This is a genomic window from Bradyrhizobium elkanii USDA 76, assembly GCF_023278185.1.
Classification (GTDB): Bacteria; Pseudomonadota; Alphaproteobacteria; order Rhizobiales; family Xanthobacteraceae; genus Bradyrhizobium; species Bradyrhizobium elkanii.
This window is the reverse complement of the sequence record NZ_CP066356.1, coordinates 4,396,212-4,422,274: the sequence shown is the minus strand read 5'-3', so window position 1 is coordinate 4,422,274 and position 26,063 is coordinate 4,396,212. Positions and strand designations below refer to the sequence as shown.

Here is a 26,063-nt window from a genome sequence, read left to right as displayed (position 1 = left end):
AGGTAAATTTGTGATTTGCCTTCCGAACAGGCTCTGATAACCCGGTCCGACGGGGGCCAGAAGGGCCGGAGCGTCTGACGACATGGCTAGGTTGCTGTCCCAGGCGAGTAAATCTCTTCATTGCAATGTCAAGGGTCTAGGCTTTTTGCCCTCGCCTCACCATAATTGCGGTGGTGACTGTCGTGGGGAAAGATTCACAGAACTTTAGGCAGCAACGCCGGAAATTGCGCGCGGTTGATCACCGCCGCGCTAAGAACACTAACAACCACGCGAGAACACTTTGATGTCGTCACCTGTTTCCAACAAGATCGCGCTCTTCATCGACGGAGCGAATCTTTACGCCACCGCTAAGACGCTGGGCTTCGACATCGACTACAAGCGCCTCCTCAAGGAGTTCCAGAGTCGCGGTACGCTGCTCCGTGCGTTCTACTACACGGCGATCATCGAGGATCAGGAGTATTCGTCGATCCGCCCGTTGATCGATTGGCTCGATTACAACGGCTACACCGTCGTCACCAAGGCGACCAAGGAATTCATCGACGCCAGCGGCCGCCGCAAGGTGAAGGGCAACATGGACATCGAGCTCGCCGTCGATGCCATGGAACTCGCCGAGCACATCGACCAGATGATTCTGTTTTCCGGCGATGGCGACTTCCGCTCGCTGGTGGAGGCCGTGCAGCGCCGCGGCGTTCGCGTCACGGTCATCTCCACCATCGCCAGCCAGCCGCCGATGATCGCCGACGAGCTGCGCCGCCAGGCCGACGTCTTCACCGACCTTGTCGAGCTGCAATCCAAGCTCGGCCGCGATCCGTCGGAACGCCCGGCCCCGCGCGAACCGCGCCACCACTCCCCGCAATTCCTGCAGCGCGCGACCACCATGGCCCCACGGGGAGCCGATGACGATTTCGACGAGTAACCTCGTCGCCGCTGCCACGCGCCCCGACAGCAACTGTCCGCTCTGTCCACGGCTGGCCGAGTTCCGCGCGCAGGCGCGCGCGCGAGAGCCGGGCTGGTTCAACTCACCGGTGGAATCGTTCGGCGATCAGAATGCGCGGCTATTGATCGTCGGGCTCGCGCCGGGCCTGCAGGGCGCCAACCGCACCGGCCGTCCCTTCACCGGCGACTACGCCGGTGATCTGCTTTATGCGACCCTGCTCGAATATGGCTTCGCCAGCGGCGTCTATCAGGCGCGGCCGGACGACGGGCTGAAGCTGGTCGACGCCCGGATCAGCAACGCGGTGCGCTGCGTGCCGCCGCAGAACAAGCCGCTGCCGGCCGAGATCAACACCTGCCGGCAATTCCTCCGTGCCACCATCGCAACGATGCCGAAGCTGCGCGCGATCGTGCTGCTCGGACGAATCGCCCACGAATCGACTCTCAAGGCGCTGGACGTTCGCTTGGCGGCCGCGCCCTTTGTGCACGGTGCCGTGCATAGCGCAGGCAAATTCAAGCTCTACGACAGCTACCACTGCTCGCGCTACAACACGAACACCGGCGTGCTGACGACCGATATGTTCCGCAAGGTCTTCGCGACCGTGCGCAAGGAGCTCGGCTAGCATATGCTCTGCCCTGGTGCGGAGGCATGCACAATTTCGGAATATTAGAAATATATCCCTGAATTGCCCGACGTGTCAAGGTTGCCTGGTCGAACGCCGGCCGCCGCCGGCTACTTTGCATGGGGTTGTTTTCGATATTTTGGCAGCGTCACCTGCGACCGCCCCATCGCATCATTTTGCTCTAGTCCCTCCGCGGATTAGCCTTCAGCCAAGCCAGCACGTCGCCGGCGTTCCGGTCGGGCGGGAACACCGGATAGAACACGTGCGTGATGCGCGCGTCGTCGATCACGAGGGCGAGCCGCTTGATCAGGGTCAGGCCGGCCACCGACATCGTCGGCAACCTCAGCGTGCGCGTCATTTCCAGCGCGTCGTCGGACAGCACCGGGAACGGCAGATGCAGCCGCGACGCCATCTCGGTCTGGTACTCGTTGCTTTGCGTCGACAGCCCGAACACCTGGGCAGCACCGGCCGACTTCAGCTCGGCGAACAGGTCGCGGAATGCGCAGGCCTGCGGGGTGCAGCCGCGGGCGCCCGGGATCATGTCCCAATCGTCGACCAGCCCGATCTTGCCGGGCTCGCCGGTTCGCGGATAGGCGAACACCACGGTGCGGCCCTTGAGCGCCGACAGCGCCACCGCGGTGTCGTCGGTGGCACGCAGCCTGACCGGCGGGATCGTCATGCCGGTCAGATGCGCCGCGCCGCCGTCATCCGTGGGCGCCGGGATCTTGCTCCAGTCGACATCGGTAAGGCTCGATTGGCTCATGGCCCAAATCTCCATCCACCGTCATCGCGAGCACTCGCGACAAAATTGCGGAGCAGTTTTGCGCTGAAGCGACGACGCGATGACCACAAATCAACCGCCTTACCCGCGCGCCCGCATCAGGCGGCCCTTCTCGCGGCCCCAGTCGCGCTTCTTCACGGTCTCGCGCTTGTCGTGCAGCTTCTTGCCCTTGGCGACCGCGAGCAGCAGTTTGGCACGGCCGCGCTCGTTGAAGTACAGCTTCAGCGGAATGAGCGTCATGCCCTCGCGGTCGACCGCTCCGAGCAGCTTGTTGATCTGCTTGCGATGCAGCAGCAGCTTCCGCGGCCGCTTCGGCTCGTGGTTGAAGCGGTTGGCCTGCAGATACTCAGGAATATTGGCGTTGATCAGCCACAGCTCGCCGTTCTTGGAATCCGCATAGGATTCCGCGATCGTGCTCTTGCCGCTGCGGATTGATTTCACCTCGGTGCCGGTCAGCGAAATGCCGGCCTCGATCGTGTCCTCGATCGCGTAGTTGAAGCGGGCCTTTCGGTTCTCGGCAACGACCTTGATGGGACGTTCGTTCTTCTCGGCCACTTTAGCTCTTCTTGAGGAGGTCGCGGATTTCCGTCAGCAGCACGGCCTCGGCGGACGGCTTCGGCGGCTCGGCAGGCTTGACCTCTTCCTTGCGCTTGAACTGGTTCATGGCGCGAATGACCATGAACAGCACGAAGGCGACGATCAGGAAGTTGAGCGTCAGCGTCAGGAAGTTGCCCCAGGCCAGCACCGCACCCTGCTTCTTGGCGTCGGCGAGGTTGGTTGCGGTGACGGCCTTGGAAAGCCCGGTGAAATAGTTGGAGAAGTCGAGACCGCCCGTGATCGCGCCGATGATCGGCATGATGATGTCGCCGACCAGCGAGGTGACGATCGCACCGAAGGCCGCACCGATGATGACGCCGACGGCGAGGTCGACGACATTGCCCTTCATGGCGAACTCGCGGAATTCCTTCAGCATGCCCATCCCCTTCTGTTCGACATTACGCACGGCACTGTTCACGGCGGTCGCGGTCCGGCTCAGTTGATCAAGCCGGCATGCACCATGGCGCCGCGAACCGCCTGGCGGGTCGCTTCGGTGACCGGCACCATCGGCAGGCGCAGCTTCTCGTCCAGCTTGCCGAGCAGCGACATCGCGTACTTCACCGGCGCCGGATTGCTCTCGATGAACAGGTTGGTGTGCAGCGGCATCAGCTTGTCATGGATCTTCAGTGCCGTGGTGACGTCGCCCTTCTGCCAGGCGGTCTGGAACTCCGAGCACAGCCGCGGCGCGACGTTCGAGGTCACCGAGATGCAGCCATGGCCGCCATGGGCCATGTAGCCGATGATGGTGGCGTCCTCGCCGGAGAGCTGGTTGAAATCCTCGCCCATCGCGGCGCGCTGCTGCGAGACCCGCACCATGCTCGCGGTGGCGTCCTTGACGCCGGCGATGTTCTTCAGCTCGAACAGCCGCTTCATGGTGTCGACCGACATGTCGATCACCGAGCGCGGCGGGATGTTGTAGATGATGATCGGAATGCCGATCGCATCGTTGATCGCCTTGAAGTGCTGATACATGCCTTCCTGGGTCGGCTTGTTGTAGTACGGCGTCACGACCAGTACCGCGGTGGCGCCGGCCTTCTCGGCGTGCTCGGCGAGCTCGATCGCCTCCTTGGTCGAATTCGAGCCGGCGCCGGCGATCACGGGCACCCGGCCCTTGGCCTCCTCGATGCACCATTCGACCACCCGCTTGTGCTCGTCGTGGCTCAGCGTCGGGCTCTCGCCTGTGGTGCCGACCGGCACCAGGCCGTGGGTACCCTCGGCGATCTGCCAGTTCACGAGGCTGCGGAACGCTGCTTCGTCCACCGAGCCGTTTTTGAAGGGCGTCACCAAGGCAGTGAATGATCCCCGGAATTTTGTCTTGGCTGCCATGGACTTCCTCCAAACGCTTCAGGCTAAAGGCTAGGTCGACGGACCCTTGTTGTTGGCGCGCTTCACGTCCGTGCGACCGGCACCCGGTTGTTGCGAAACGCCATGAAAGGCAATTCATATCGGGTCTGGCCGACAGGCGAAAGGGCCGTACCGTACCTATTCCCAACGGTAATCTGCGGCGCGCGAAATCGTTTCCAGCCGCGATTTTGCCGTTGTGCTGGCGCAAACAGCCGCACCGGCAGGCTTCTTAGTATTTTGTGTACGTTTTCAATCAAATAAGAACCCATGGCCCAAACGACCAGATGATTCGGGGCCGCAGAGGACTTCTGTGATCCGTTCCGTTCGCGCAGGCACATTGCGGTCGACGGCGCTGGCGACGAGCCTGGCGTTCGTTGTCGGCCTTGCCGCCATCACGGCCGACGCCTGGGCCGCCGAAGATGCTCCAACCGCAAAGCCGGCTGCCCAAGACACGGCTTCGAAGCCTGCCCCTTCCAAGACCGCGCCGAAGTCCACGGCTCCGAAGGCGGCGGCTTCAAAATCAACGGCAACCAAACCCGGCGCTGCCAAGACTGACGCCGCCAGTACAGCCAAGACCGACGCTGCCAAGACCAGCGCTGCCAAGACTGACACTCACAAGACCGAGGCTCACAAGACCGAGGCTCACAAGACAACGTCGCCCAAGTCCGGCGCGGTGAAGACCGATGGGGCCAAGGCCGCTCCTGCCAAGACCGAAGCTCACAAGGCAACGACTCCGAAGACCCCGGAATCCAAGGGCACCGCGTCCAAGACCAACACATCCAAGACCACCGCGGCCAAGCCGGCCGCTCCGGTCGCAACGGGAACCGTATCGAACAGGTCGGTGCCCGCGCCCGCGCTGGTTCCGGCAACCCGCCAGCATGCCGCGCCGATCGCGCGCAAGCCGGTGCTGCCTGCGGCCGTGGCCGCGACATCCTCGACGTCGCAGTCGGACAAGGAAGCGCTTGCAAGCGTCGTCGAGCTGCTGCGCAAGCGCAAGCCGGCGGACGCCACCGAGGCCGAGGCTTCGATCTCCGATCCGGTCGCGCGCAAGCTTGCCGAATGGCTGATCCTGCGCAGCGAGGACAACGGCGCCTCGGTCGAGCGCTACCGCGCTTTCCTCGATGCCAATCCGAGCTGGCCGTCGCAGACCTTCCTGCGTCGCCGCATCGAGGCCTCGCTGTGGGACGACCGCCGCGACGACTCCGCGGTCTGGACCTGGTTCCAGAATGAATCGCCGGTCTCGGCCAAGGGCCGGCTGGCACTCGCCAAGGTGATGATCGGAGGCGGCGACCGCGGCAATGCCGAGCGCTTGGTCCGCGAGGCCTGGCGCAACGACGGAATGAGCGAGGACACCGAAAACACCGCGCTCGACCTGTTCGGCTCGCTGCTGACTGCCGGCGACCACAAGGCACGCATGGACACCATGCTGTACGGCACCGACAACGAGGCCGCCGGCATGCGCGAAGCCAAGCGCCTTGGCTCCGGCTACGTGGCGCTCGCGAAGGCACGCATCGCCGCCACCCGCAAGGGTTCGAACCTGCGCGCGCTGCTGGAAGCCGTGCCGAGCGAGCTCTCCGGCGACACCGGCTATTTGTTCGCCAAGATTCAGTTGCTCCGCCGCGAGGAGAAATTCGCCGAGGCCGCGCGGCTGATGCTGAGTGCGCCGAAGGAAGCCTCTCGCCTCTACAATGTCGACGAATGGTGGATCGAGCGGCGGCTGCTGGCGCGCAAGATGATCGACAGCAGCGAGTTTCGCACCGCCTATCTGATCGCACGTGACGCGGCGCTGCCGGCCCGCGACATCTACAAGACCGAGCAGGAATTCACCTCGGGCTGGATCGCGCTGCGCTTCCTCAACGATCCCGCCCTCGCCGCCCAGCATTTCGCGCGGATTGGCGTCGGCAGCGCCAACCCGACCGCGCTGGCGCGTGCCGGTTATTGGCAAGGCCGTGCGGCCGAGGCTGCCGGCCAAGGTCAGGAGGCACGTGCCGCCTATGCACGCGCGGCCGAACAATCCACCAGCTATTACGGGCAGCTCGCGCGCGCCAAGCTCGGCCTGCCGCAGATCGCGCTGAACAGCGCGCCGCGCGGCCGCGGCGCCGAGCGGCTGGAGATCGTGCGCGCGGTGGCGCTGCTCTACGAAATCGACGCGCGCGAGCTCGCTATCCCGATCTTCGGCGACATGGGCGACAATGGCGATCCAGAGGCCCTCGCCGGCCTCGGCGAGCTCACCGCGCGCCACGGCGATGCCCGCGGCATGCTGCTGATGGGCAAGGCCGCGCTCAACCGCGGACTGCCGTTCGACCACTACGCCTACCCGGTCAACGGCATCCCCTCGTTCCGCCAGGTCGGGCCGGAGGTCGAGCAGAGCGTCGTCTACGCGATCGCGCGCCAGGAGAGCGCGTTCAATCCGGCGGTGGTGTCGCCGGCCCAGGCCTACGGCCTGATGCAGGTGACGCCGGACGCCGGACGTTACGTCTGCAAGCGCGCCGGCATCGGCTTCGACCTCAACCGGATGAAGACCGATCCGGTCTACAACGCGATGCTCGGCGCCGCCGAACTCGGCGGCCTGCTCGAGGACTATCGCGGCTCCTATATCCTGACCTTCGCCGCCTACAATGCCGGCCGCGGCAGCGTGCGGAAGTGGATCGAGCGCTATGGCGATCCGCGCGATCCCAAGGTCGACGCGGTCGACTGGGTCGAGCTGATTCCGTTCTCGGAGACGCGGAACTACGTCCAGCGGATCATGGAAAACCTGCAGGTCTACCGCGCCCGGTTCGGCGGCGGCACCAAATTGCAGATCGAGGCCGATTTGCGCCGCGGCGCCAGCGTGGAATGAGCCGGCGCAACCGGTTTTCAACAGGCTTGGCGCCGGGCGCTTCCAATCCTCACCCAAGATCACGCTAATTATTTGTTATATCTTGCATTTTAGACATCAGCGCGTTCCGCTGCCTACCGATTGGCACGGTGTATAAAGGCTCGGGAAAGGCCGACGGCCGAGCTGCCCTCAAATCACCTTGTCGCAATCTGAATCTGCCGCTTGCGGCTCAGCGCCCACTCGGGCATATCGGCGCCATTGGAGAGGTGGCCGAGTGGCTGAAGGCAACGCTTTGCTAAAGCGTCATACGGTCTCAAGCTGTATCGAGGGTTCGAATCCCTCCCTCTCCGCCAGCCCCACAACTGGCTACCCAACGATGGTCCCCAAGGATCTCCGTGGAGCAATTCGGGCGTCGGCCCGCCCGGTATGACGGCGGTAACCTCCGCGTGAATGAAACATCATTCCCGGCGCCGCGAAGCGAGCGCGCAACAAACCGCGCCCACGATCCCCGCATTGTTTTCTTTCACCTGAAAATTTCCGGGGTAAGGCCATGCAGCAAGACAGTGGCATCCAATTCCAGGATCTCGACCAGGTTCTGCGTAACGCCCAGATTCGCCGATCCTCCGACTTAGGCTTCTGGTTGCGGCAGCGCTTCTCATCGAAAGCAGGCAGGCTCGTCGTCGCAGCTTCGCTGGCCTGCATGGTTGTTGCACTGGCGATCGTTGCTGCCCCACGGCCGGTCTCGAGCGCTGCGCTCGGCAGCGAGTGGCAATGTAGCAAGGCGGCATTTGTTTTGACGACCTGTCGTCAGGCCGACCCTGCGCGCTCATAGCAATCGGCCGCAGCGGCGGGCGTACGGTAGCGACGCCAATAGACAGCGGTGAAACCATTGTCCGGCGGCTCCGTAGCTGGAGCGCCGGCCTATTTCTTCCATTTTGGCACTACGGGCCGGCTGGGGCCGTTCGGTCTTTCCCAGTCACGAACGGCCTCACTTTTAGGTCCATCTACGAACTCAGCTTTCCCTCGGCTTGATTATTTGGCATCAAATGATCATGAAGCGCGCTCGATGATCCGCCGGCCGGTCGAGATCGGGCTGAAGGCGAAATAGATGGATAGCCCAAGTCGCGGTCTCAGGTTGGCGGTCTGTTTCGCGCTGGTTCTGGTTCTGCCTGCTGCGCAGACGCCGCCGACACTGCATTCGCGTGACGAGTGGCGTGTGGTTGACAAGGAATGTCGCGATGTCTCGCCTGCGCAGGCAAAGATACGGGCATGCCTCAACCTGCTGAGCGATCGCCGCCTCCCGACCGCCTATCTCGCGCCGATCACCGGCGAAATATCGAGCACGTTCCAAAGCTTGCGGGACTACGGCAACGCCATCAAATACAAACAGATCGAAATTGAACGCACCTCGGCGAGGCAATCTTCCTCATCGGGTGAAGCCCTTCCTGCCAGTTTCGGCGCGATGTCGCTGCGTTACACGGAGCTCGGGACACTCCAGGCGCTCAATCGCCAAACCACCTTCGACAGTCAGTCGGATGAAGCGCGCCGAGGCGCCACTGAGGAGCAAAATAGCTACAACCTGGCGCTTCAGTACAACCCGATGAACTACAGGGCATATCGATACCGGGCTGAAATTCGAAGCCAATTCTGCGAGAGCGCGTCCGCCGCTCAGGACATGGAGGCAGCGGTTAGGTTTGCCGAACAGGCTGGAGATCAGGACGCCGCTCGAGACTTCAAACGCGTCACGCTGGGCGCCTGCGTTCCGGCGTGGCGGCGAGACTAATCTGCGAGACCCATCGGACTATCGCCACCCGGTGGCATACCCCGCGCCGCACCGCCCCGACCGTATTCCTACGGCCCCGCGACTGGCAGGCAACTTGCGATGTATCCGTGAATAGTTCGGCGCCGCTGTTCTCGATGTGCCGAACTCAGACATTCGGAGCACGCAAATGAACATGCATCATCGTTTTGAGACAGCTCGCGGACGTGGCGGACGGGAGTCGACGGTCAGCAAGATGCTGTCCGACCTCATGCTGGCCTGCCAGCAGATCGAAGCGGATATCGCGACCGAAGAGGCGCGCGCGGGCATTTACGACCGATCGGACGCGAGGTATCCGATCTTGGCAAGGTCGCTCAATGACCGGCACGCCAATCTCAAGGGAACGATTGCGACGCTCGAAAAGCGTGTCGCCGAGAGTTCTCAGCACCAGCTTGTGACCGACGCAGCATAGCTCGGTCTTTGACCAACTTCCCGCACGCGGGCACGCGATCGATGCGATGAAGCATCAGTGCGGCGCTGACGACGTCAGCCGCTGCCGCGGGTGGATGGATCGAGGTTTCGGTTCTCGCCGGGCGGGATCGGGCCAAAGCCCGGATATACGTACCGGTCCGGAGGAGCGACCCGTTCACTTGGACGAATGATGAGGTGCTGTCGTGCGCGACGGTGATGCGCCGTTGCGGCGCCGGCAAACGAGCTCCACAGCATCACAAGCGGCAACGTCAAGGCCAGGGAAATACGCAAGCATACGCGCAAGGCAACACGCATCGTGATCACTCCGTCTCACCGAACCGGTGATCGCCGAGCGTAGCGCCCTATTCTGCCCTGGCCTCTCACATGCGATCAAAACGTCGAGATCGCCAATCCTCGACTTGCGCGTCATCGCGCATCGCGGGCCGTCTTGACCGGCCGCGGCAAGGCTTGCGCGCAGGCGACGCCGAGCAGCGCGAGGCCGCCGCCGATGACGTGGAATGGCCTCACCGGCTCGCCCAGCACCACGATCGCGGCCGCGGCCGTCAGCACCGGCAGAAGGTTCATGAAGATCGCGCAGCGGTTCGGGCCGAGCTGCGCGACGCCGCGGATCCAGAGAAACGGCAGCACGACCGAGGCCAGCGCGCCGGCATAGATGATCAGCGGCCACGTCTCGGCGTTGACCTGCCGCAGCGCCGCCGGCGTCGCGAGGAAGGCGGGAAACATCACGGCCAGCGCGCACAGCGCCTGCATGTAGGTGGATTGCCATCCGGTGATCGGCAGATTCCAGCGCTTCAGCAGCACGCCGTAGAGCGCATAGACGATCGCGGCCAGCAGCATCAGCGCGTCGCCCGCATGAACGCCGTTCTGCAACAGCGACGACAAGTCGCCGCCGCTGACGAGATAGACAAGGCCCGCAAACGACAGCGGCGCGCCGCAGATCATGCCAAGCGTCGGCGGTTCGCCGAGCAGCGCGGCACTGAGGGCGACCGTCAACAGCGGCGTCAGCGCGGTGAACACCGCCATGTTGGTTGCGGTGGTGGTCTCGGCCGCCAGATACGACAGGCTCTGGAACAGGCACATCGCAAGGAAGCCGAGGATCGCGAGCGGACCGAGATGCGGCCAGATCGCATGGCGATTGCGCCAGGCGCCGCGCGCCACGAACGGAGACATCAAGAGCACGGCGACCAGCAGGCGATAGAAGGTGATCGCCTGCGGACCGATCGTGTGCGCCGAGAGGCGAGAAACGATGACGTTGCCTGCCCACAGCACGATGGCAACGAAGGGATAGAGAAGTGCAACTTTCTGCTTGAACATGACCCCGGCAGCGCGTTGGTGAAGGACACACCAGCAACTAGCTGTCGCGCCAACGTCCGTCTCACGCTAGAATGACCTCGCCTAGCGAGATTGGGACATGCGAGATGAAGACGTGTTGGACGAGCTGATCACGCGACACCTCGACTATCACGCTACGGCGCGGCCGATGGCGGCGATGGAGATCGACTATCCGAGCGGCGCGTCGACCGGCCTGCACGCGCATCCGCGCGGCCAGCTGCTCTACGCGATCGAAGGCGTGATGGTCGTGCGATGTGCCGAGGGCACCTGGGTGGTGCCGCCCAATCGCGCGGTGTGGCTCGTGGCCGATCTCGAGCACGAGGTCCGGATGTGCGGCGCGGTCAAGATCCGCACCGTGTTCGTGGACGCCGACGCGGCTCCCAATCTGCCGCAGGCCAGCTGCGTGTTCGCGGTCTCGCCGCTGCTGCGCGAATTGTTCGTTGCCGCGATGCGCGTCCCGCTGGACTATGCGCCCGCGACCTCCGACGAGCGCCTGATGCGCGTGCTGCTCGACCAGCTGCGCGAGGTCGATGTGCTGCCGCTGCATCTGCCGATGCCGCGCGACGAAAGGCTCGCGCGTGTCTGCGCCGCGCTGGTGGCCCGCCCGGACGATGGCTCCACGGCCGAGCAATGGGCGCGCCGGCTGAAGCTGACGTCGAAGACCATCCATCGTCTGTTCGCCAGGGAGACCGGCATGACGTTCGGCGAATGGCGTCAGCAGGCACGGCTGCTGTTCGCGCTCGAACGCCTCGCGCGCGGCGCGCGCGTGGTCGATGTCGCACTCGATTCGGGCTATGCCAGCCAGAGCGCCTTCACCGCGATGTTCCGCAAGCATTTTGGCGTGCCGCCCAACGCGTTCTATCGGTAAGCCGCCACCGGATCGCTAGCTACCGCCCAGCGGCGGCTGACTGGGCGACCGGTCCCAGGATCCATTCCCTGAACGCCGCGATCTTCGGTAGCGACTGCCTGTTGTCGGGACAGACGAGATAGTACGCGAACTCCTCCAGATGCGCGGTCTCGAGCAGCTGGATCAGTTCACCGCTCGCGATCTCATTGGCCACCATCGCGGCCGGCAGCAGGCCCGCGCCCTGCCCCGTCAGCACGGCCTTCAGCAGAAGGCCGCTGTCATCGAACGAGGGTCCGCGCGGCGTGCGAACTTCCGCGATGCCGTTGGCCTGAAACCACAGGCTCCATCCCTTGCGATCGGCGTCGTGCACCTGCGGCCAGCTTGCGAGCGCGCCGGGAGATGCCGGTCGCCCGAGGCGCGCCACCAGCGACGGCGATGCGACCGCCACCATCTCCACCGTGACGACGCGGTCGCTGCGCAGCCCCGGATAGCGGCCGAGGCCGTGGCGCACCGCGACGTCGACGCCGCTGCGCGAGAAATCGACCACTGTGTTGCTGGTGACGACCTGCAGATCGATCTCGGGATGCGTGCCCTGAAACGAGGCCATGCGGGGCACCAGCCAGGCCGACGCAAAGAACGGCGTGACGCTCACCGTCAGCGTACCGACATCGACGGACGCCGCGACGCGGCGCGAGGCATCCGCGATCTGGCGAAAGGCGTTGCGGATCGACGGCAGATAGTCGCGGCCGGCGTCGGTGAGATAGATGCCGCGCGGCACCCGCTCGAACAGCTTCACGCCAAGATCGGCTTCGAGCGTCTTGAGCATCTGGCTGACCGCACCCGGCGTCACGCATAGCTCCTCGGCCGCGAGCTTCACCGAGAGATGGCGAGCGGCGGACTCGAACGCCTTGAGCGCGTTCAGGGGTGGTAGCCTGCTTTCCATGATTTAGATTTTCTAATCTGAATTGACCAGCAAATCTGGTTTGCCAACTCGGCCTTCCGGGCGCTCTATCAGCCTAATCCAATGCTGAAAGCCGCGTCAACGCAGAGAAAGTCGAACCATGGAACTTAGATTTTCTAATCTTCTCTGGCACCCCCGGCAATCCCACTTTCTTGCTGGGGCCATGCCATGACCGAGGTCGCAAACAACCTCGCACTCCGCGAAATCGCTGCAGGCGGCCAGACCGGCCCGCTCGTCGACCGCATCAACGCGTCGCAAGCCGGCAGCCTGCCCGGCCTCTTGGACTTTCAATGGCTCGAAGCCGGACGCGGCCACATTCGCGGCCGCTTCGAGATTGCAGCAAGACACTTCTCGCCGCACGGGCTGCTGCACGGCGCAAGCATCGTCGCATTGGCCGATACCGCATGCGGGTTCGGCTGCCTCGCGTCGTTGCCGGACGGCGCCAACGGCTTCGCCACCGGAGAGTTGAAGACCAACTTCATCGGCGCCGCGCATGAAGGCGGCGTCAGCTGCGAGGCGCGCCTCGTTCACGCCGGGCGCACCACCCAGGTGTGGGACGCCGAGATCCGCAGCGAGGCGACGGGCAAGACCATCGCGCTGTTTCGCTGCACGCAGATGCTGCTCTACCCGCCGAGCAAGACCGGTGGTCACGCGGCACAGGGAGAACGATCGTGAGGAATGCCGTCATGCACGCTGGTTATCAACGAGCCAAGCCGTTCTACGGCTGGTATGTCGTCACAGCAGCCTTCGTCGTCACATTGATCGGCTTCGGCAGCGCCTATACGTTCTCGTCCTTCGTCGAGTCCCTGCAACGGGAGTTCGGCGCCTCGCGCGGCTCGGTGTCGCTGGTGTTCTCCTTCGCGGGCTTCCTGTATTTCGGCCTGGGGATGATCTCCGGTCCGCTTGCCGATCGCTGGGGCGCACGCAGGCTCGCTGGCCTCGGAATGGTGCTGGTCGGTCTCGGCATGGTGCTGGCGGGACAGGCCCAGACCATCCTCCAAGTCTATGCCGCCTACAGCATCGGTATCGGCGCCGGCGTCGGTTGCGCCTACGTTCCGACCTTGGGCGCCGTGCAGCGCTGGTTCGTCAGGCGGCGCGGTTTTGCGTCGGGCCTCGCCGTCAGCGGGATCGGGGTCGGCACACTGGTGATGCCCCCGCTCGCGACCTGGCTGATCACGAGCCTCGGCTGGCGCGATGCCTATGTCGTGCTGGGCGTTGTCGCCGCCGTTGCCGGGATCGGTGCATCGCTGCTGATCGCGGACGATCCGCGCCGTTACGGCACGGGACCGGACGGCGATCCGCTCGAGACGGTTTCGGGCGCGCCGCTCCGGCAGGGCGTCTCGATCCGCGCTGCGGTGCGGACCGCCCGCTTCGCCGGGCTCTATGCCGCCTGCCTGATCAGCGCGTTCGGCGTGTTCGTGCCCTTCGTGCACCTCGTGCCCTTCGCGGTCGATCATCAGGTCGCGCCGACGCTTGCCGTGCTGCTGCTCGGGATGATCGGGGTCGGCAGCACCGCCGGCCGCTTCTTTCTCGGCGGCATCGCCGACCGCGTCGGCCGCGATGCATTCCTGGTCGCGATGTACCTCGGCATGGCCGTCTCGCTGGCGATCTGGGCGATCGCCGGCACTTTCTGGTCGCTCACGGTCTTCGCGCTGCTGTTCGGCCTGTTCTATGGCGGCTGGGTCGCGATCCTGCCCGCTGTCGTCACCGACCATTTCGGCGGCCGCAATGTCGGCGGCATCATCGGCATCCTCTACACCAGCGTCGCTGTTGGCACGCTGCTGGGCCCGAGCGCCGCCGGCTTCGCCTACGACATCAGCCACAGCTACCTCATTCCGGTCGCGATCAGTGCAGCCGCCAACCTCGTCGCCGCCCTCATCGCGATAGTGACGATGCGCTCGGCCTCGCCGATCGCCTCGGTTGCGTAGCGGTGACGTCCGATGACGGGCGGTGATCCCCCGTGCTACGCTTGGGGATCACCCACCCCATCGGTTCGAGACCTCAGTGATCGCTCGCCTCGCCATGACCAATGCCTGGACTTATCAGCAAGCCGACAGGGAAGACATCGTCGAGCTGGCATCGTGGCGCGGCGCCGGCTCGCTTGGCCTCAAGCCGCACTTCCATGACGAGAGCCAGATCGTGCTGGTGCTGTCGGGTTCGCGTGCCTTTCGCATCGGCGGCGCGACCGTCACCGTGCCTGCCGGTCATGCCGCGCTCATTCCGGCCGGAATGCTGCATGCGCCGATGACGATGTCGGACGAGGAAACGGTCTGCCTCAACGCCTACGTTCCAGCGGGCCGCGTCCGCTCGTCGGTGCGGATCATCCGCTTCCGGCAGCGTTGGCGCAACGTCGACGAGATCTCGCCTGGGCAGGTCAGCGAGATCGCCGACGACATCCTGTCGTGCGCGCCGTCCCACCCCGCCGGGCGCACCGACAAGCTCGGCATCGCACTGACCGAGAGCGTCGGGCCGATCGGAGCGATTGCCGCCGGCTTCGGGCGAAGCCGCGAAGGGTTCAGCCGCATGGTCAGCCGCGAGCTCGGCATCCCGCCGCATACCTTCCGCCTGCTGGCCCGCCTCAATCTTGCCCGGCAATTGCTGCGCGCCGGCGAGCCGATCGCGGCAGTCGCGGCAGATGCGGGCTTTTCCGACCAGAGCCACCTTACCCGGCTGTTCCGCCGCACCTTTGGCACGACGCCGGGCGTCTACTGGCGCGGCTGAGGTGACGTCACAGACGTTCCAGACCGATTGGCGCGCCGCCGCTAGCCTGCTCACCCTCAAGAGGGTGAAGGATGGATACCCAGACAAGTCTTCTGTTGCTGGCGGCCGGGCTCGCCGGAGGCACCATCAATGCACTGGCGGGCGGCGCGACGCTCATCACCTTTCCGGCGATGCTCGCGGCGGGCCTGCCGGCCGTCATCGCCAACGCGTCGAATGCGGTGGCGATCTCGCCGGGGCATTTGATCGCAGCGCTCGCCGATCGCGGCAAGCTGCCGCCGCCGACGCGGCGCACGATCAGCTACGTCGCGGTCGCCACGCTCGGCGGCACAATCGGCGCCGGCGTGCTGCTGCTGCTTCCAGAACGGCTGTTCGTGCTGCCGGTACCGGCTCTGATCGCATTTGCAACGCTGTTGTTTGCCCTCGCGCCGCGGATCCAGGGATGGACCGTCGGGTGCGAGAGGGCCGCGGCCCTGTCGTCGACCGGCGCGAGCGGTGCCGCCCTGGGATTGGCGTGCGTCTATGGAGGGTTCTTCGGTGCCGGATTAGGCGTCATCCTGACCGCGGTGCTGTCGATCACCGAGCCCAACGACATCAGGGCGATCAAGGCGTTGAAGAACCTGCTCGCGACCTGCGTGTCGCTCGCTGCCACATTGATCTTTGTCTTTCAGGGAGCAGTGCGGTGGCCGGAGACCTGGGCGATGCTGCTCGGCGCCGTGATCGGCGGCTATGCCGGAGGCTTCCTGATCCGGATCCTTCCCGCCCACATCGTCCGGCAGTTCGTCATCGTGGCCGGAGCGCTGATGACCGTGATCTACGCGGCGCGATACTGGTTCTAGGTGGAGCGAGGGAGCCGAGGCTCCCATCGATATCGGCTGCCTTGCTTAGTGCGTCGTCATCCAGGCGCGGGCTTCGCGCTGGGCAGCCGCGATCTCGACATCGGACATCTGCTCGGCGACTTCGCGCCGGTGCGCGATCGCGTCGGTACGTCCCTTGAGCGCCGCCAGGTTGAACCATTTGTGCGCCGCGATGAGGTTGACCACACCGGAGCGGCCGCTCGCCCAATACATGCCACGTTCGAACAGCACGTCCTGGATTGCCGTTGCGGCAACCGGGACAGCGCTTTCCTGATCGATGACCCCCTGAAACATTCTCATTCCCCTTTTTGTTGTTGGCCACCCTCCCCCGAGCGCGGCCCCCGTCCACTGTTAAAAACTACCCTGTCATTCCCGGGCTGATCTCTTGATCATGCCCGGCGCCGATCCTTGGGATCACCGCGTGCCGTCTTGCCGGCTTGTTGGGATGATCATGGCCCATCAAATTTGAAGAGCGGTTTAAGTATCGCGATGAACGGGATGTAAATCGGAACCGCCAGGGGCGCTTCCAGGAATCGCAGAAGTGCCTGTGCCGCAGGCACTTCCTTGCATTCGTGAACGCCGGTTTACCCTGGTGCTTGGGACAACGATAACCATGGCGGACATTGGCCGCGGGCGCCGGCAGGTCTGCCGGGCAATCAGTTTCGAAATTGACGGAGGGGCGGTGCGACCGATTGACGAGCCGCGGAACGGCGTGCGGCCGGCCGCACAGACAAAAGCAACGCGAGGCCGTCAGGCCCAACGTCGATCCGGAACGGGGATGGGGAAAGTGGCTGCCGGGCGCGGACTGCGCGGGCCGCCGGAACGAGGGGGTCGGCGAACACGTCAGGACCAGATTTCAGCTCGGCATTCTCGCCGGTGAAATTGCGGAACCAAGCGGGCTCCGCACCGAACGAAGAAATCTCTGTTTCTTCTGCCGGACCGGTTTTGGGAAGGTTGCCCTCTCCGAAATTCGATCCAGCCGTTTGACCTGATGTCTCGCCGACACCCTCTTTCGTCAGCCAGAGCCTTGGGTGGATGTGCCTCTCAGCAGTCCGTCCGCTGGCTCTCGCGACGTGCCGGCGTCAAGCCGCCGACATTCCTCTCGAGGCGAGAGGCTTACTTCTTCTTGGCGACCTTGCGGGTCTTCTTCGCAGTCTTCTTCACTGCGCTCTTCGCCTTCTTCGCCTTCTTCGCCTTCTTTGCCTTCTTAGCCATGTTGCCCTCCAGTATGTGAGATGGCTCTACTTCGCTGCGTGCACTCGGGAATCGATATGCACTGCTTCCCGAATACACCAACAGACCGAAAAAAACAGTGTCCCGCTTAAGGAAGTGTTGACGCAGCGGTGGCAACGCGCACAGCGCGCGTCGCCGTTCAAATCGGCGATGCATTGGCGCGACGATGCAAGAAAGCCAACAGCCGCCGACATCGGCATTTGTCAACGTTGCAGGAAACGCTTGTATTGCAGGCCTTTCTTGAATTCGCATTCAAGCGATCGACGCGCGACCGTCATTGCGTTGAGTCGCGAGCGCCGACGAAAAGCGGCGCGTCGCCGACGCCGAGTCGTAATTTTTGGCAACGAAAAAATTTTCGTGGGTAAGACGGGTTTTGCCTCGTTTGAGGTCATCCGAACCGGATTTGCGAACGAATCGCGGTTTCGGCGATTCGGCGCCGATCACGCTGGTGCGACCGTGAACGGAGGGTGTGAGGCAGGATCACGCCGCGTTCACGCGCGCGCGACGACGCCGCAGGTGACGAAGGAGCATGCAAGGGAGCATGATCCGGTTCGATCATGCGCCAAGGACAACATCATTGTCCTGTTGTTCAGATGCCGAGCTTCGACTTCAAGAGGTCGTTGACCGCCTGCGGGTTCGCCTTGCCGCCCGACGACTTCATCACCTGACCGACGAACCAGCCGACCAGTTGCGGCTTCGCCTTCGCCTGCTCGACCTTGTCGGGATTGGCCGCGATGATGTCGTCGACCACCTTCTCGATCGCGCCGAGGTCGGTGACCTGCTTCATGCCGCGCGCCTCGACAAGCGCGCGCGGATCGCCGCCTTCCTGCCAGACGATCTCGAACAAGTCCTTGGCGATCTTACCGGAAATCGTTCCCTCTCCGATCAGGTCGACGATCGCGGCGAGTTGCTCCGCCGACACCGGCGAGGCTGCGATCTCGACGCCTTCCTTGTTGAGACGACCGAACAGTTCGTTGATCACCCAGTTGGCGGCGAGCTTGCCGTCGCGCGCCTTGTCGGCAAGACCCGACAGCACCGTCTCGTAGAACTCCGCGCTCTCGCGCTCGGCCACCAGCACGTTCGCATCATAAGGCGACAGGCCGAAGCCCGTAATAAAACGGGACTTCTTCTCGTCCGGCAGTTCCGGCAGCTGCGCCTTGAGATCGTCGACGAAGGCCTGGCTGAACTCGAGCGGCAACAGATCGGGATCGGGGAAGTAACGGTAGTCGTGCGCCTCTTCCTTGGAGCGCATCGATCGGGTCTCGCCCTTGTTCGGGTCGAACAGCCGGGTTTCCTGGTCGATCGAGCCGCCGTCCTCGATGATCTCGATCTGACGCCGTGCCTCGTACTCGATCGCCTGGCCGATGAAGTTGACCGAGTTCATGTTCTTGATTTCGCAGCGGGTGCCGAACGCGGTCTCGCCGTAGCGGCGCACCGAGACGTTGACGTCGGCGCGCAAATTGCCCTTCTCCATGTCGCCGTCGCAGGTGCCGAGGTAGCGCAGGATCGAGCGCAGCTTGGTGACGTAGGCCTTGGCCTGCTCGGCGTCGCGGATGTCGGGCTTGGAGACGATCTCCATCAGCGCGACGCCGCAACGGTTGAGGTCGACATAGGACATCGTCGGCGACTGATCGTGCAGCAACTTGCCGGCGTCCTGTTCCAGGTGCAGCCGCTCGATCCCGATCGTGACGCTGCGGCCGCCGTCGAGCTCGAGCGACACCTCGCCCTCGCCCACGATCGGCGACTTGTACTGGCTGATCTGGTAGCCCTGCGGCGAGTCCGGATAGAAATAGTTCTTGCGGTCGAACACCGAGCGCAGGTTGATCTTCGCATTCAGCCCGAGACCGGTGCGCACCGCCTGGCGGACGCACTCCTCGTTGATCACGGGCAACATGCCCGGCATCGCGGCATCGACCAGCGAGACATGGGAATTGGGGTCGCCGCCGAACGCGGTCGATGCGCCGGAGAACAACTTTGCGTTCGAGGTGACCTGGGCATGGATCTCCATGCCGATCACGACCTCCCAATCGCCGGTGGCGCTCTTGATCAGTTTGTGCGGGGCGGCAGATGCAGTCATGGATCTCGGTTTCCGGATAAAGGATATCTGGGATGGATTGGGCTTCGCGCAACCAATCGCGCCAGTCAAGCCGCCTTGCACCTATGGACCCCCTCATGGTGAGGAGCGCGGAACGCGCGTCTCGAACCATGAGGCCCCGCCGGCGACCTACATCCTTCGAGACGCTTGCTTCGCAAGCTCCTCCAGCGACAAAGGCGAAGCCTTTGCGCGGGGATGAGGATAGACGGTGTCGATGGGCGGCCGAAATCTAGAGCCCGCGCCGGAACTGCTGATAGGCCTTGCTCGAGCGCAGCGCGTCGGCGCCGCCCGCGATCAGCTGGTCGACCTGCTCCGGCGGCAGCGACAGCCGCGTCGGGATCGCGTTCAGGATGCCGGCGCGGTCCGGTCCGAGCCGGTCGAAGCCGAGCCGCTCGACATAGATCGCGACGTCACCGCATTTCCAGCCGGCGCCGACGCCGAGCCGGCTGCGCTCCGCCGCCGACAGCCCGCAGCGCCAGCGCTTCAGCTTGCCGGACCAGTCCTCGGCGAGCGCCGTGAAGGCGGCGTAGCTGGAGCGCACGCTGGCATCGATCGCGGTGTCGGCGGCTGCGGACACCAGTTCGACGCCGCTCGGCCCTTCGAGCGTCTGCACGAAGTCGCCGGAGATGCCGCGGCCGGCGTCGACCACCAGGAACAGGATGCGCTTCAGCTTGGCCGCCTGCCGTTCGTTCAGCGGCTCGTACGGACGCTGCGCGGCGAGCAAGCCGATGCTCAGCCCCGACAGGCCGTAATTGTCGACGAGGCCGCCATCGAGCAGCTTGACGTAGCGCATCGAGCCGTCGCGGTAATGCGCCTGGGCCTCCGCATAGGCGCGCAGCAACGGCTGGGCATTCGGATCGTTGCGCACCCGCTCGAGCCAGGCCGGCAGCGGCGCGGCGCAACCGCCGGGATAGGTTTGCAGCACGATCGGGGCGAATGCCAGCGGCACCGCGGCGGATGCCGCCACCGCTTCGGCGACACGATACGACCTGATGTCGCTGCACAAGGCATCGAACGATGTCTTGCCGAACACGAATGGCGTGCGGTTGTAGATATCCGACGCGTTGATCCAGACCCGCGGCCGGCGATCGTCGGCCAATGCCTCGAACCGCGCGCCGTCGAACAAATTCTGATCGAGCCAGTCGGTGAACTGGCTGTCGTTGACGCCGCCGCCGAGCGCGCGCCCGATATTGCCGAGCGAGATCCGGGTCTTCAGTCCCTCCTCGGCGTTGCGCAGCAGGAAGCGCTGGCGGAAATCGTCGAGCGCCGCGCGGCGCTTCAATCCGAAATAGGCGGCGGTGACCGATCCACCGGAGACGCCGGAGACGAAGTCGACGCGGTCGAGCAGCGTCTTGGTGCCCGCCGCGCTCGAACGCGTATGGTCAAGCTCCTCCAGCACGCCGAACGAAAACGCCGCCGCGCGGGTGCCGCCGCCGGAGAACGACAGCGCGAGCAGCAGATCATCTTCGTAGGCCGGAATGTCGCGGGCGCTGCTGTTGTCGGCGAGCGCGGCGCCGAGCGGCACATTGCCGGGCAGATTGTAGACGGAGGCGCAGCCGGCAAGGCCCGCCGCCACCACGGCCACCAGCATTGCCGACAGCCATCCCCCTATGCCCGACCCACGCACGAATACTCTCTTTTGCCGCTGGCCCCCGCCCGGTTCCATAAGCCTATCACGGCCAATCTGGGCGGCGGCATGGCGGCCGAAACAGGGTTAATGCTCGCGGTGCCTCCGCACCGGCGTCCTTTAGCCGCGCTACGCCAGCAGCGTGGCAACGATCCGCTCCCACTCGGCCTCGAGCGTGTCCTTTGCGACCGGCTGGCCGGCCTGGCGATACCAGTAGCCGGCATTGCCGAGATCGCCCTCGACGCGATGCAGATGGGCATGCACCCAGGCCGAGTTGGCGTCGCTCTCGTCCTGCACGATGCGGTGCGCCTGATCCCAATCGCCCTTCTTCGTCCACCACAACGCGGCGAGCGGCGGTGACAGCGCCGCATCAGGCGCGGTGTCAGCGAGACTGGCGCGGAAATCCGCCATCGCTCACCACCATTTGGGCGCCGTGAAGCGGCCCGCGGCCTGCTCGATCACCTCGCCGAGCGAGAACAGCGTCTCCTCGTCGAACGGGCGGCCGATCAGTTGCAGGCCGAGCGGCAGGCCTTGCGAGTCCTTGCCGGCGGGCACGGCGATGCCCGGCAGGCCCGCCATGTTCACGGTCACCGTGAAGATGTCGTTGAGATACATTTCGACCGGATCGGCGCCGCCCTTCTCGCCGATGCCGAACGCCGCCGACGGTGTCGCCGGCGTCAGGATCGCATTCACGCCCTTGGCGAAGCAGTCCTCGAAGTCCTTCTTGATCAGCGTCCGCACCTTCTGCGCACGCAGATAATAGGCGTCGTAGTAGCCGGCCGACAGCACATAGGTGCCGATCAGCACGCGGCGGCGCACTTCGGCGCCAAAACCATCGGCGCGGGTGTTCTCGTACATCTCGATGATGTTCCTGCCCGGTTCGCGCAGCCCGTAGCGCACGCCGTCATAGCGCGCGAGGTTCGACGAGGCCTCGGCCGGCGCCACGATGTAATAGGCCGGCAGCGCATATTTGGTGTGCGGCAGCGACACCTCGACGAGCTCGGCGCCGGCGGCCTTCAGCCACTGCGCGCCCTCGCTCCAGAGCTTTTCGATCTCGGCCGGCATTCCGTCGAGCCGATATTCCCTGGGGATGCCGATCTTCATGCCCTTCACGGACTTGCCGACCGCGGCCTCGTAATCCGGCACGGCGATGTCGACCGACGTGGTGTCCTTGGGATCGTGCCCCGCCATCGAGCGCATCAGGATCGCGGCATCGCGCGTCGAGCGCGCGATCGGGCCGGCCTGGTCGAGCGAGGACGCAAACGCGACGATGCCCCAGCGCGAGCAGCGGCCATAGGTCGGCTTGATGCCGACGGTTGCGGTGAACGCGGCGGGCTGGCGGATCGAGCCGCCGGTGTCGGTCGCGGTCGCGCCCATGCAGAGAGCCGCCGCCACCGCCGAAGCCGAGCCGCCGGACGAGCCGCCCGGCACCAGCGTGGTGTTGGAGCCCTCGCGCCGCCACGGGTTTGTGACCGGGCCGAAGCACGAGGTCTCGTTCGACGAGCCCATCGCGAACTCGTCATTGTTGAGTTTGCCGAGCAGCACCGCACCGTCGCGCCACAGCTGCGAAGTCACCGTCGACTCGTAGGGCGGAATGAAATTGCCGAGGATTTTCGAGCACGCGGTCGTCCTGATGTCGCGGGTCGCGAACAGGTCCTTGATGCCGAGCGGGATGCCGGCGAGAGGACCGCCCTCGCCTTTCGCAATTTTCGCGTCGGCGGCCTTGGCCATCTCGCGGGCGCGGTCGGGCGTCTCGAGCACATAGGCATTGAGCACGCGCGCGGCTTCGATCGCGGCGAGATGCGCATCGGTCAGTTCGCGAGCGGTGAAAGACTTGCTCGCCAGGCCCTCGCGGGCCTCGGCGATCGTCAGCGATGTCAAATCAGTCATTTATTGATCGGGCTGCAGAAGAACGGAGACAGGGTCTTGTCGTTGGCGGGGTCGTCCTGCCGGGCTTTGGCATTTTCCTTGGCTCGCTCGGCGTCGAGCGCCTCGAGATGGTCGAGCACGGCGTCCATCGCCGCGTTGGGATCGGCGACCTTCCCCTTGCGCTCCATGGCATCGAGGAAGTCCATATAGGCCTTGTAGGCCTTCTCATCGTCGCACAGCAGACACATTGGACTTTGTCGCTTTTGTTTGACGCGTTTTCTTCACGCGAACCGGTATCCACTTCGCTTGAAAATGCGATGCTTACGTTACTCGACCACCTTCGGCACCAGGAAGAAGTCGTTCACGGTGTCGGGCGCGTTGCGGACGATGACGTCGGCGATCTCGCCGTCATTGACCACGTCGGCGCGCTTCCTCATCTCCATCGGCGTCACCGAGGTCATCGGCTCGACACCGTCGATATTCACTTCCGACAGCTGCTCCACAAAGGCCAGCATCGCGTTCAGCTCGCCCTGGAGATGGGGAACTTCGGCGTCACTGACCGCGATCCGCGCCAGATGCGCGATGCGGCGGACGGTCGTGGCGTCTACGGACATTATATAGGGCCTCGGGGCTGAAAGGTCAGGCTGAAAGGTCAGCCTGCCGTATAGCAGAGGCCGGTTTTGCGCCGCAACCGCGTGAATTTGCCCGCCAACGGGGCTTTGGAGCCATCCGGCGACCGGGGAAGACATCCTGCCACGCATTTCGGCTGCGAAACGCATGACGAAACCACTTCGCGGCCGCCGCGAAGTGGTCCCGAAACATTCACGGCGCCTACTTGATCCAAACAAAAAGTTCGGAGCGCGTCATGTCAATGCTCAACGGCAGCCCCCGCCCGGAGGGCTGGGACCCCGCCCTGTGGTCGATCGGCACGGCGCTGGGGTTCGCGATCCTCTACGTGGCCTGCCTCGTCTGAAAGAGCTCGCGCGTCAGGCCTGAGACAGAGTCCCCATCCGCGCCAACGCGGCGCCGGCCAGCGCCCGGGTCAAGTCGGCCGCCGGCATTTCCTTGCCCATCCGCACTGCCTGCCCGGCCCACAGATTGGTGAAATCGACCTTGCCGAGCTTTTCGGCCGCCACCTTGAGCGGTCCGAGGGCGGTCGCGGCATGCGGGAACGCCGGCGCGTCGGGCGAGATCGGCCCGACCTCGCGCATCAGACGGTTGGCGACGCCGCGCGCCGGGCGGCCGGTCATCACATTGGTGATGACGGTCGATTCGTCGCTCGCCTGCGCCAGCATCACCCGCGCCGCCGGAATGACCTTGGACTCCGGGCAGCGCAAATAGGCGGTGCCGATCTGCACACCTGATGCGCCGAGCGCGAACGCCGCCGCGATCCCGCGCCCGTCAGCGATGCCGCCGGCTGCGATGACGGGCACCCTCACCGCATCGACCACCTGCGGCACCAGCGCGAAAGTGCCCGGCTGCTGGGCGATGTTCTCGGTCAGGAACATGCCGCGATGGCCGCCGGCCTCCGCACCCTGCGCGATGATGACATCGGCGCCGTTCTCCTCGAGCCAGATCGCCTCCTTGACCGTCGTCGCCGACGACAGGATGACGGCGCCGGTCGCCTTCACGCGCTCAAGCAGCTTCGGCTCCGGCAGGCCGAAATGGAAGCTGACGATCTCGGGCTTCAGCTCCTCGACAACAGCGCAGAACGCGGCATCGAACGGCGCGCGGTTCGCGGCATTGATTTGCGCGTTCGGGTCGAGCCCGTGCTCCCGATAATAGGGTGCGAGCCGCTGCCGCCAGATCGCTTCGCGCGCCGGATCGGCGTCGACCGCCTTGTGACAAAAGAAGTTCAGGTTGATCGGTGCCGAAACGCGCTGGCGGAAGATGTGGACCTGTTCGCGCGCCTTGTCCGGCGTGATCATCGCACACGGCAGCGAGGCGACGCCGCCGCCCTGTGCGACCGCAGTCGCAAGCTCCGCATCCATCACGCCCGCCATCGGCCCCAGCACGATCGGGAATTCAGTCTTGAAGAGGTCGATAATCCGGCGGTCCGGCCACATGGTGTGTCTCGCGCTTGTTCAGGTCAAAGAGGAAAGAGAGTTGCGCCGGCCCTGCAACGATTGCTCGGCCTCGGCGACGATACGGCCGACGATCTCGGCCGCCGGGACGATATCATGGATCAGGCCGACGGACTCGCCGGCAAACACCGCGGCGACATCGAAATTGGCCGCGGCCTTTGCGGCGGCATACTCCACCGCGACCTTGTCCGCACGCTGCATCAGCTCGATCTCGCGCCCGCTCCAGCGCCGCAGATGATCGTTGGCAAGCGAACGCGCGGTGAATGGCGCCGGCCACATCAGCTTGCGCGACCAGTCGAACACCACGCCGCGCACCGTCTCGCCGCTCCTTGCCGCGCAGATCAGCTGTTTGGCCTGCTCGGCCGCGTCGGCCTCGACGCTGGCGTAGAAGCGCGTTCCCATCAGCACGCCGGATGCGCCGAGCATCATCATCGCCGCGAGGCCCCGGCCGTCCGCGATGCCGCCGGCCGCGACGACAGGCACGCGCCTCGCCGCGAAATCGATGATCGCCGGCACGATGTCGAGCGTGGTGCGCGATGCGCCGTGACCGCCCGCCTCGGTGCCCTGCGCGATCAGGATATCGGCGCCGCAATCGAGCGCCTGCTGTGCCATCTCCTCGCTCTGCACCTGGCAGATCAGCAGCGCGCCTGCGGCCTTGATCTTCGGCGCGAATGGCGCGGGATCGCCGAATGACAGCATCACCGCGCGCGGCCTCGCCTCCAGCGCGATGTCGATCAGCTCGGGCTGCCTGGCGAGGCTCCAGGTGATGAAGCCGATGCCGAACGGCTTTGCAAACCCCTTCAGCTTCGCGGTCTCGGTCTGCAGCCGCGTCTTGTCGCCGTAGCCGCCGCCCAGAATGCCGAAGCCGCCGGCATCGCTGACCGCCTTGACCAGCCCGCTGCCGGCAATCGTGTCCATCGGCGCGAGCAGGATCGGATGCTCGATGCCCAGACGTGCCGTCAATTCGGTGCTGATCGGCATGCGCTTGCTCCCTGTTCTGGACTTGCTGTTCTGGACTTGCAGCCTAAGCGGGCCTAACATTCTCGGATAATGAATACTAGAGAACGCTACCATCTCTAAATCAGAACGGTGG

At 64.8% G+C, this 26,063-nt stretch carries 26 protein-coding genes and 1 tRNA gene; 12 read left to right on the top strand and 15 right to left on the bottom strand.

Annotation, left to right across the window (positions count from 1 at the left end):
* Positions 1 to 283 precede the first annotated feature (283 nt).
* Together JEY66_RS21450 and JEY66_RS21445 are read left to right on the top strand one after the other, a co-directional pair.
* Positions 284 to 916, top strand: a complete 633-nt coding sequence (locus JEY66_RS21450; RefSeq protein WP_016844002.1) for a LabA-like NYN domain-containing protein — start codon at positions 284 to 286, stop codon at positions 914 to 916.
* Positions 897 to 1,556 (top strand): uracil-DNA glycosylase, encoded by a 660-nt coding sequence (locus JEY66_RS21445; RefSeq protein ID WP_016844001.1) that lies wholly within the window; start codon positions 897 to 899, stop codon positions 1,554 to 1,556. The genes JEY66_RS21450 and JEY66_RS21445 overlap by 20 nt, the downstream gene beginning before the upstream one ends.
* A gap of 181 nt (positions 1,557 to 1,737) precedes the next feature.
* Here the strand turns inward: JEY66_RS21445 and JEY66_RS21440 are convergent, their stop codons facing one another.
* The 4 genes from JEY66_RS21440 to dapA all read right to left on the bottom strand — a co-directional run bounded on the left by JEY66_RS21440 (position 1,738) and on the right by dapA (position 4,260).
* Positions 1,738 to 2,319: a peroxiredoxin gene (locus tag JEY66_RS21440; protein WP_026192849.1), complete on the bottom strand. Its 582-nt coding sequence runs from the start codon at positions 2,317 to 2,319 to the stop codon at positions 1,738 to 1,740.
* A gap of 99 nt (positions 2,320 to 2,418) precedes the next feature.
* A complete protein-coding gene (gene smpB, locus JEY66_RS21435) occupies positions 2,419 to 2,892 on the bottom strand; it encodes an SsrA-binding protein SmpB (protein ID WP_016843999.1) in 474 nt (157 codons plus the stop codon).
* Between the two features lies 1 nt (position 2,893).
* Positions 2,894 to 3,310, bottom strand: a complete 417-nt coding sequence (gene mscL / locus JEY66_RS21430) for a large conductance mechanosensitive channel protein MscL (RefSeq protein ID WP_026192850.1) — start codon at positions 3,308 to 3,310, stop codon at positions 2,894 to 2,896.
* A 59-nt stretch (positions 3,311 to 3,369) separates the two neighbouring features.
* Complete coding sequence (gene dapA / locus JEY66_RS21425) at positions 3,370 to 4,260, bottom strand: 4-hydroxy-tetrahydrodipicolinate synthase (protein WP_026192851.1); 891 nt, start codon at positions 4,258 to 4,260, stop codon at positions 3,370 to 3,372.
* Between the two features lie 370 nt (positions 4,261 to 4,630).
* Between dapA and JEY66_RS21420 the strand changes: the two genes are divergently transcribed.
* From JEY66_RS21420 to JEY66_RS21400, 5 genes are all read left to right on the top strand, one after another.
* Positions 4,631 to 7,117 carry a transglycosylase SLT domain-containing protein gene (locus tag JEY66_RS21420; protein ID WP_370144253.1) on the top strand — a complete coding sequence of 829 codons (2,487 nt, stop codon included), beginning with the start codon at positions 4,631 to 4,633 and terminating at the stop codon, positions 7,115 to 7,117.
* A 239-nt stretch (positions 7,118 to 7,356) separates the two neighbouring features.
* Positions 7,357 to 7,449, top strand: a tRNA-Ser gene (locus tag JEY66_RS21415).
* A gap of 197 nt (positions 7,450 to 7,646) precedes the next feature.
* Positions 7,647 to 7,928, top strand: coding sequence for a hypothetical protein (locus JEY66_RS21410; protein WP_018271948.1), 282 nt, complete (start codon positions 7,647 to 7,649; stop codon positions 7,926 to 7,928).
* 384 nt (positions 7,929 to 8,312) lie between these two features.
* Positions 8,313 to 8,879: a hypothetical protein gene (locus JEY66_RS21405; RefSeq protein WP_244980665.1), complete on the top strand. Its 567-nt coding sequence runs from the start codon at positions 8,313 to 8,315 to the stop codon at positions 8,877 to 8,879.
* A 166-nt stretch (positions 8,880 to 9,045) separates the two neighbouring features.
* Positions 9,046 to 9,327 (top strand): hypothetical protein, encoded by a 282-nt coding sequence (locus JEY66_RS21400; protein WP_016843993.1) that lies wholly within the window; start codon positions 9,046 to 9,048, stop codon positions 9,325 to 9,327.
* 425 nt (positions 9,328 to 9,752) lie between these two features.
* Here the strand turns inward: JEY66_RS21400 and JEY66_RS21395 are convergent, their stop codons facing one another.
* Positions 9,753 to 10,661: a DMT family transporter gene (locus JEY66_RS21395; RefSeq protein ID WP_018271949.1), complete on the bottom strand. Its 909-nt coding sequence runs from the start codon at positions 10,659 to 10,661 to the stop codon at positions 9,753 to 9,755.
* Positions 10,662 to 10,758: 97 nt separating this feature from the next.
* On the opposite strand from JEY66_RS21395, the gene JEY66_RS21390 reads away from it, so the two are divergent.
* On the top strand, positions 10,759 to 11,547 hold the full coding sequence (locus tag JEY66_RS21390) for an AraC family transcriptional regulator (protein ID WP_041482662.1): 789 nt from the start codon (positions 10,759 to 10,761) through the stop codon (positions 11,545 to 11,547).
* A gap of 19 nt (positions 11,548 to 11,566) precedes the next feature.
* Here the strand turns inward: JEY66_RS21390 and gcvA are convergent, their stop codons facing one another.
* Entirely contained in the window at positions 11,567 to 12,469 is a 903-nt protein-coding gene (gcvA, locus tag JEY66_RS21385; RefSeq protein ID WP_018271951.1) for a transcriptional regulator GcvA, read from the bottom strand.
* Positions 12,470 to 12,655: 186 nt separating this feature from the next.
* Here gcvA and JEY66_RS21380 point away from each other — a divergent pair, with 186 nt between their 5' ends.
* The 4 genes from JEY66_RS21380 to JEY66_RS21365 all read left to right on the top strand — a co-directional run bounded on the left by JEY66_RS21380 (position 12,656) and on the right by JEY66_RS21365 (position 16,044).
* The gene (locus JEY66_RS21380) at positions 12,656 to 13,162 is read left to right on the top strand and encodes a PaaI family thioesterase (RefSeq protein ID WP_018271952.1); all 507 of its coding nucleotides are present in this window, start codon (positions 12,656 to 12,658) and stop codon (positions 13,160 to 13,162) included.
* Between the two features lie 11 nt (positions 13,163 to 13,173).
* A complete protein-coding gene (locus tag JEY66_RS21375; RefSeq protein WP_018271953.1) occupies positions 13,174 to 14,415 on the top strand; it encodes an MFS transporter in 1,242 nt (413 codons plus the stop codon).
* 76 nt (positions 14,416 to 14,491) lie between these two features.
* The gene (locus JEY66_RS21370; RefSeq protein ID WP_026192852.1) at positions 14,492 to 15,208 is read left to right on the top strand and encodes an AraC family transcriptional regulator; all 717 of its coding nucleotides are present in this window, start codon (positions 14,492 to 14,494) and stop codon (positions 15,206 to 15,208) included.
* 71 nt (positions 15,209 to 15,279) lie between these two features.
* On the top strand, positions 15,280 to 16,044 hold the full coding sequence (locus JEY66_RS21365) for a sulfite exporter TauE/SafE family protein (protein ID WP_026192853.1): 765 nt from the start codon (positions 15,280 to 15,282) through the stop codon (positions 16,042 to 16,044).
* Between the two features lie 45 nt (positions 16,045 to 16,089).
* Here JEY66_RS21365 and JEY66_RS21360 read toward each other — a convergent pair whose 3' ends face one another.
* The 9 genes from JEY66_RS21360 to JEY66_RS21320 form a co-directional block, all read right to left on the bottom strand.
* Positions 16,090 to 16,356 carry a hypothetical protein gene (locus JEY66_RS21360; RefSeq protein WP_018271956.1) on the bottom strand — a complete coding sequence of 89 codons (267 nt, stop codon included), beginning with the start codon at positions 16,354 to 16,356 and terminating at the stop codon, positions 16,090 to 16,092.
* A 1,528-nt stretch (positions 16,357 to 17,884) separates the two neighbouring features.
* A complete protein-coding gene (gene gatB / locus JEY66_RS21355; RefSeq protein ID WP_018271958.1) occupies positions 17,885 to 19,372 on the bottom strand; it encodes an Asp-tRNA(Asn)/Glu-tRNA(Gln) amidotransferase subunit GatB in 1,488 nt (495 codons plus the stop codon).
* Between the two features lie 247 nt (positions 19,373 to 19,619).
* Positions 19,620 to 20,981, bottom strand: coding sequence for a patatin-like phospholipase family protein (locus JEY66_RS21350; RefSeq protein WP_016843984.1), 1,362 nt, complete (start codon positions 20,979 to 20,981; stop codon positions 19,620 to 19,622).
* A gap of 165 nt (positions 20,982 to 21,146) precedes the next feature.
* Positions 21,147 to 21,428, bottom strand: coding sequence for a hypothetical protein (locus JEY66_RS21345; protein ID WP_018271959.1), 282 nt, complete (start codon positions 21,426 to 21,428; stop codon positions 21,147 to 21,149).
* Between the two features lie 3 nt (positions 21,429 to 21,431).
* Positions 21,432 to 22,907: an Asp-tRNA(Asn)/Glu-tRNA(Gln) amidotransferase subunit GatA gene (gene gatA / locus JEY66_RS21340; RefSeq protein ID WP_018271960.1), complete on the bottom strand. Its 1,476-nt coding sequence runs from the start codon at positions 22,905 to 22,907 to the stop codon at positions 21,432 to 21,434.
* Positions 22,904 to 23,134: a hypothetical protein gene (locus JEY66_RS21335; protein WP_016843981.1), complete on the bottom strand. Its 231-nt coding sequence runs from the start codon at positions 23,132 to 23,134 to the stop codon at positions 22,904 to 22,906. Before JEY66_RS21335 ends, gatA begins: the two co-directional genes overlap by 4 nt.
* Before the next feature lie 78 nt (positions 23,135 to 23,212).
* On the bottom strand, positions 23,213 to 23,500 hold the full coding sequence (gatC, locus tag JEY66_RS21330; RefSeq protein WP_016843980.1) for an Asp-tRNA(Asn)/Glu-tRNA(Gln) amidotransferase subunit GatC: 288 nt from the start codon (positions 23,498 to 23,500) through the stop codon (positions 23,213 to 23,215).
* A gap of 372 nt (positions 23,501 to 23,872) precedes the next feature.
* Complete coding sequence (locus JEY66_RS21325) at positions 23,873 to 24,952, bottom strand: NAD(P)H-dependent flavin oxidoreductase (RefSeq protein WP_018271962.1); 1,080 nt, start codon at positions 24,950 to 24,952, stop codon at positions 23,873 to 23,875.
* Positions 24,953 to 24,970: 18 nt separating this feature from the next.
* Positions 24,971 to 26,011, bottom strand: a complete 1,041-nt coding sequence (locus tag JEY66_RS21320; protein WP_080650373.1) for an NAD(P)H-dependent flavin oxidoreductase — start codon at positions 26,009 to 26,011, stop codon at positions 24,971 to 24,973.
* Positions 26,012 to 26,063 lie beyond the last annotated feature (52 nt).

Coding starts and splice junctions, on each gene's coding strand:
- JEY66_RS21325 (WP_018271962.1), bottom strand. CDS start 24,952: ATGTGGCCGGACCGCCGGATTATCGACCTCTTCAAGACTGAATTCCCG.
- JEY66_RS21375 (WP_018271953.1), top strand. CDS start 13,174: ATGCACGCTGGTTATCAACGAGCCAAGCCGTTCTACGGCTGGTATGTC.
- gatA (WP_018271960.1), bottom strand. CDS start 22,907: ATGACTGATTTGACATCGCTGACGATCGCCGAGGCCCGCGAGGGCCTG.
- JEY66_RS21360 (WP_018271956.1), bottom strand. CDS start 16,356: ATGTTTCAGGGGGTCATCGATCAGGAAAGCGCTGTCCCGGTTGCCGCA.
- gatB (WP_018271958.1), bottom strand. CDS start 19,372: ATGACTGCATCTGCCGCCCCGCACAAACTGATCAAGAGCGCCACCGGC.
- JEY66_RS21345 (WP_018271959.1), bottom strand. CDS start 21,428: ATGGCGGATTTCCGCGCCAGTCTCGCTGACACCGCGCCTGATGCGGCG.
- JEY66_RS21400 (WP_016843993.1), top strand. CDS start 9,046: ATGAACATGCATCATCGTTTTGAGACAGCTCGCGGACGTGGCGGACGG.
- JEY66_RS21335 (WP_016843981.1), bottom strand. CDS start 23,134: ATGTGTCTGCTGTGCGACGATGAGAAGGCCTACAAGGCCTATATGGAC.
- JEY66_RS21365 (WP_026192853.1), top strand. CDS start 15,280: ATGGATACCCAGACAAGTCTTCTGTTGCTGGCGGCCGGGCTCGCCGGA.
- JEY66_RS21445 (WP_016844001.1), top strand. CDS start 897: ATGACGATTTCGACGAGTAACCTCGTCGCCGCTGCCACGCGCCCCGAC.
- JEY66_RS21450 (WP_016844002.1), top strand. CDS start 284: ATGTCGTCACCTGTTTCCAACAAGATCGCGCTCTTCATCGACGGAGCG.
- JEY66_RS21380 (WP_018271952.1), top strand. CDS start 12,656: ATGACCGAGGTCGCAAACAACCTCGCACTCCGCGAAATCGCTGCAGGC.
- dapA (WP_026192851.1), bottom strand. CDS start 4,260: ATGGCAGCCAAGACAAAATTCCGGGGATCATTCACTGCCTTGGTGACG.
- JEY66_RS21390 (WP_041482662.1), top strand. CDS start 10,759: ATGCGAGATGAAGACGTGTTGGACGAGCTGATCACGCGACACCTCGAC.
- mscL (WP_026192850.1), bottom strand. CDS start 3,310: ATGCTGAAGGAATTCCGCGAGTTCGCCATGAAGGGCAATGTCGTCGAC.
- JEY66_RS21350 (WP_016843984.1), bottom strand. CDS start 20,981: ATGCTGGTGGCCGTGGTGGCGGCGGGCCTTGCCGGCTGCGCCTCCGTC.
- gcvA (WP_018271951.1), bottom strand. CDS start 12,469: ATGGAAAGCAGGCTACCACCCCTGAACGCGCTCAAGGCGTTCGAGTCC.
- JEY66_RS21395 (WP_018271949.1), bottom strand. CDS start 10,661: ATGTTCAAGCAGAAAGTTGCACTTCTCTATCCCTTCGTTGCCATCGTG.
- JEY66_RS21440 (WP_026192849.1), bottom strand. CDS start 2,319: ATGAGCCAATCGAGCCTTACCGATGTCGACTGGAGCAAGATCCCGGCG.
- JEY66_RS21320 (WP_080650373.1), bottom strand. CDS start 26,011: ATGTTAGGCCCGCTTAGGCTGCAAGTCCAGAACAGCAAGTCCAGAACA.
- gatC (WP_016843980.1), bottom strand. CDS start 23,500: ATGTCCGTAGACGCCACGACCGTCCGCCGCATCGCGCATCTGGCGCGG.
- JEY66_RS21410 (WP_018271948.1), top strand. CDS start 7,647: ATGCAGCAAGACAGTGGCATCCAATTCCAGGATCTCGACCAGGTTCTG.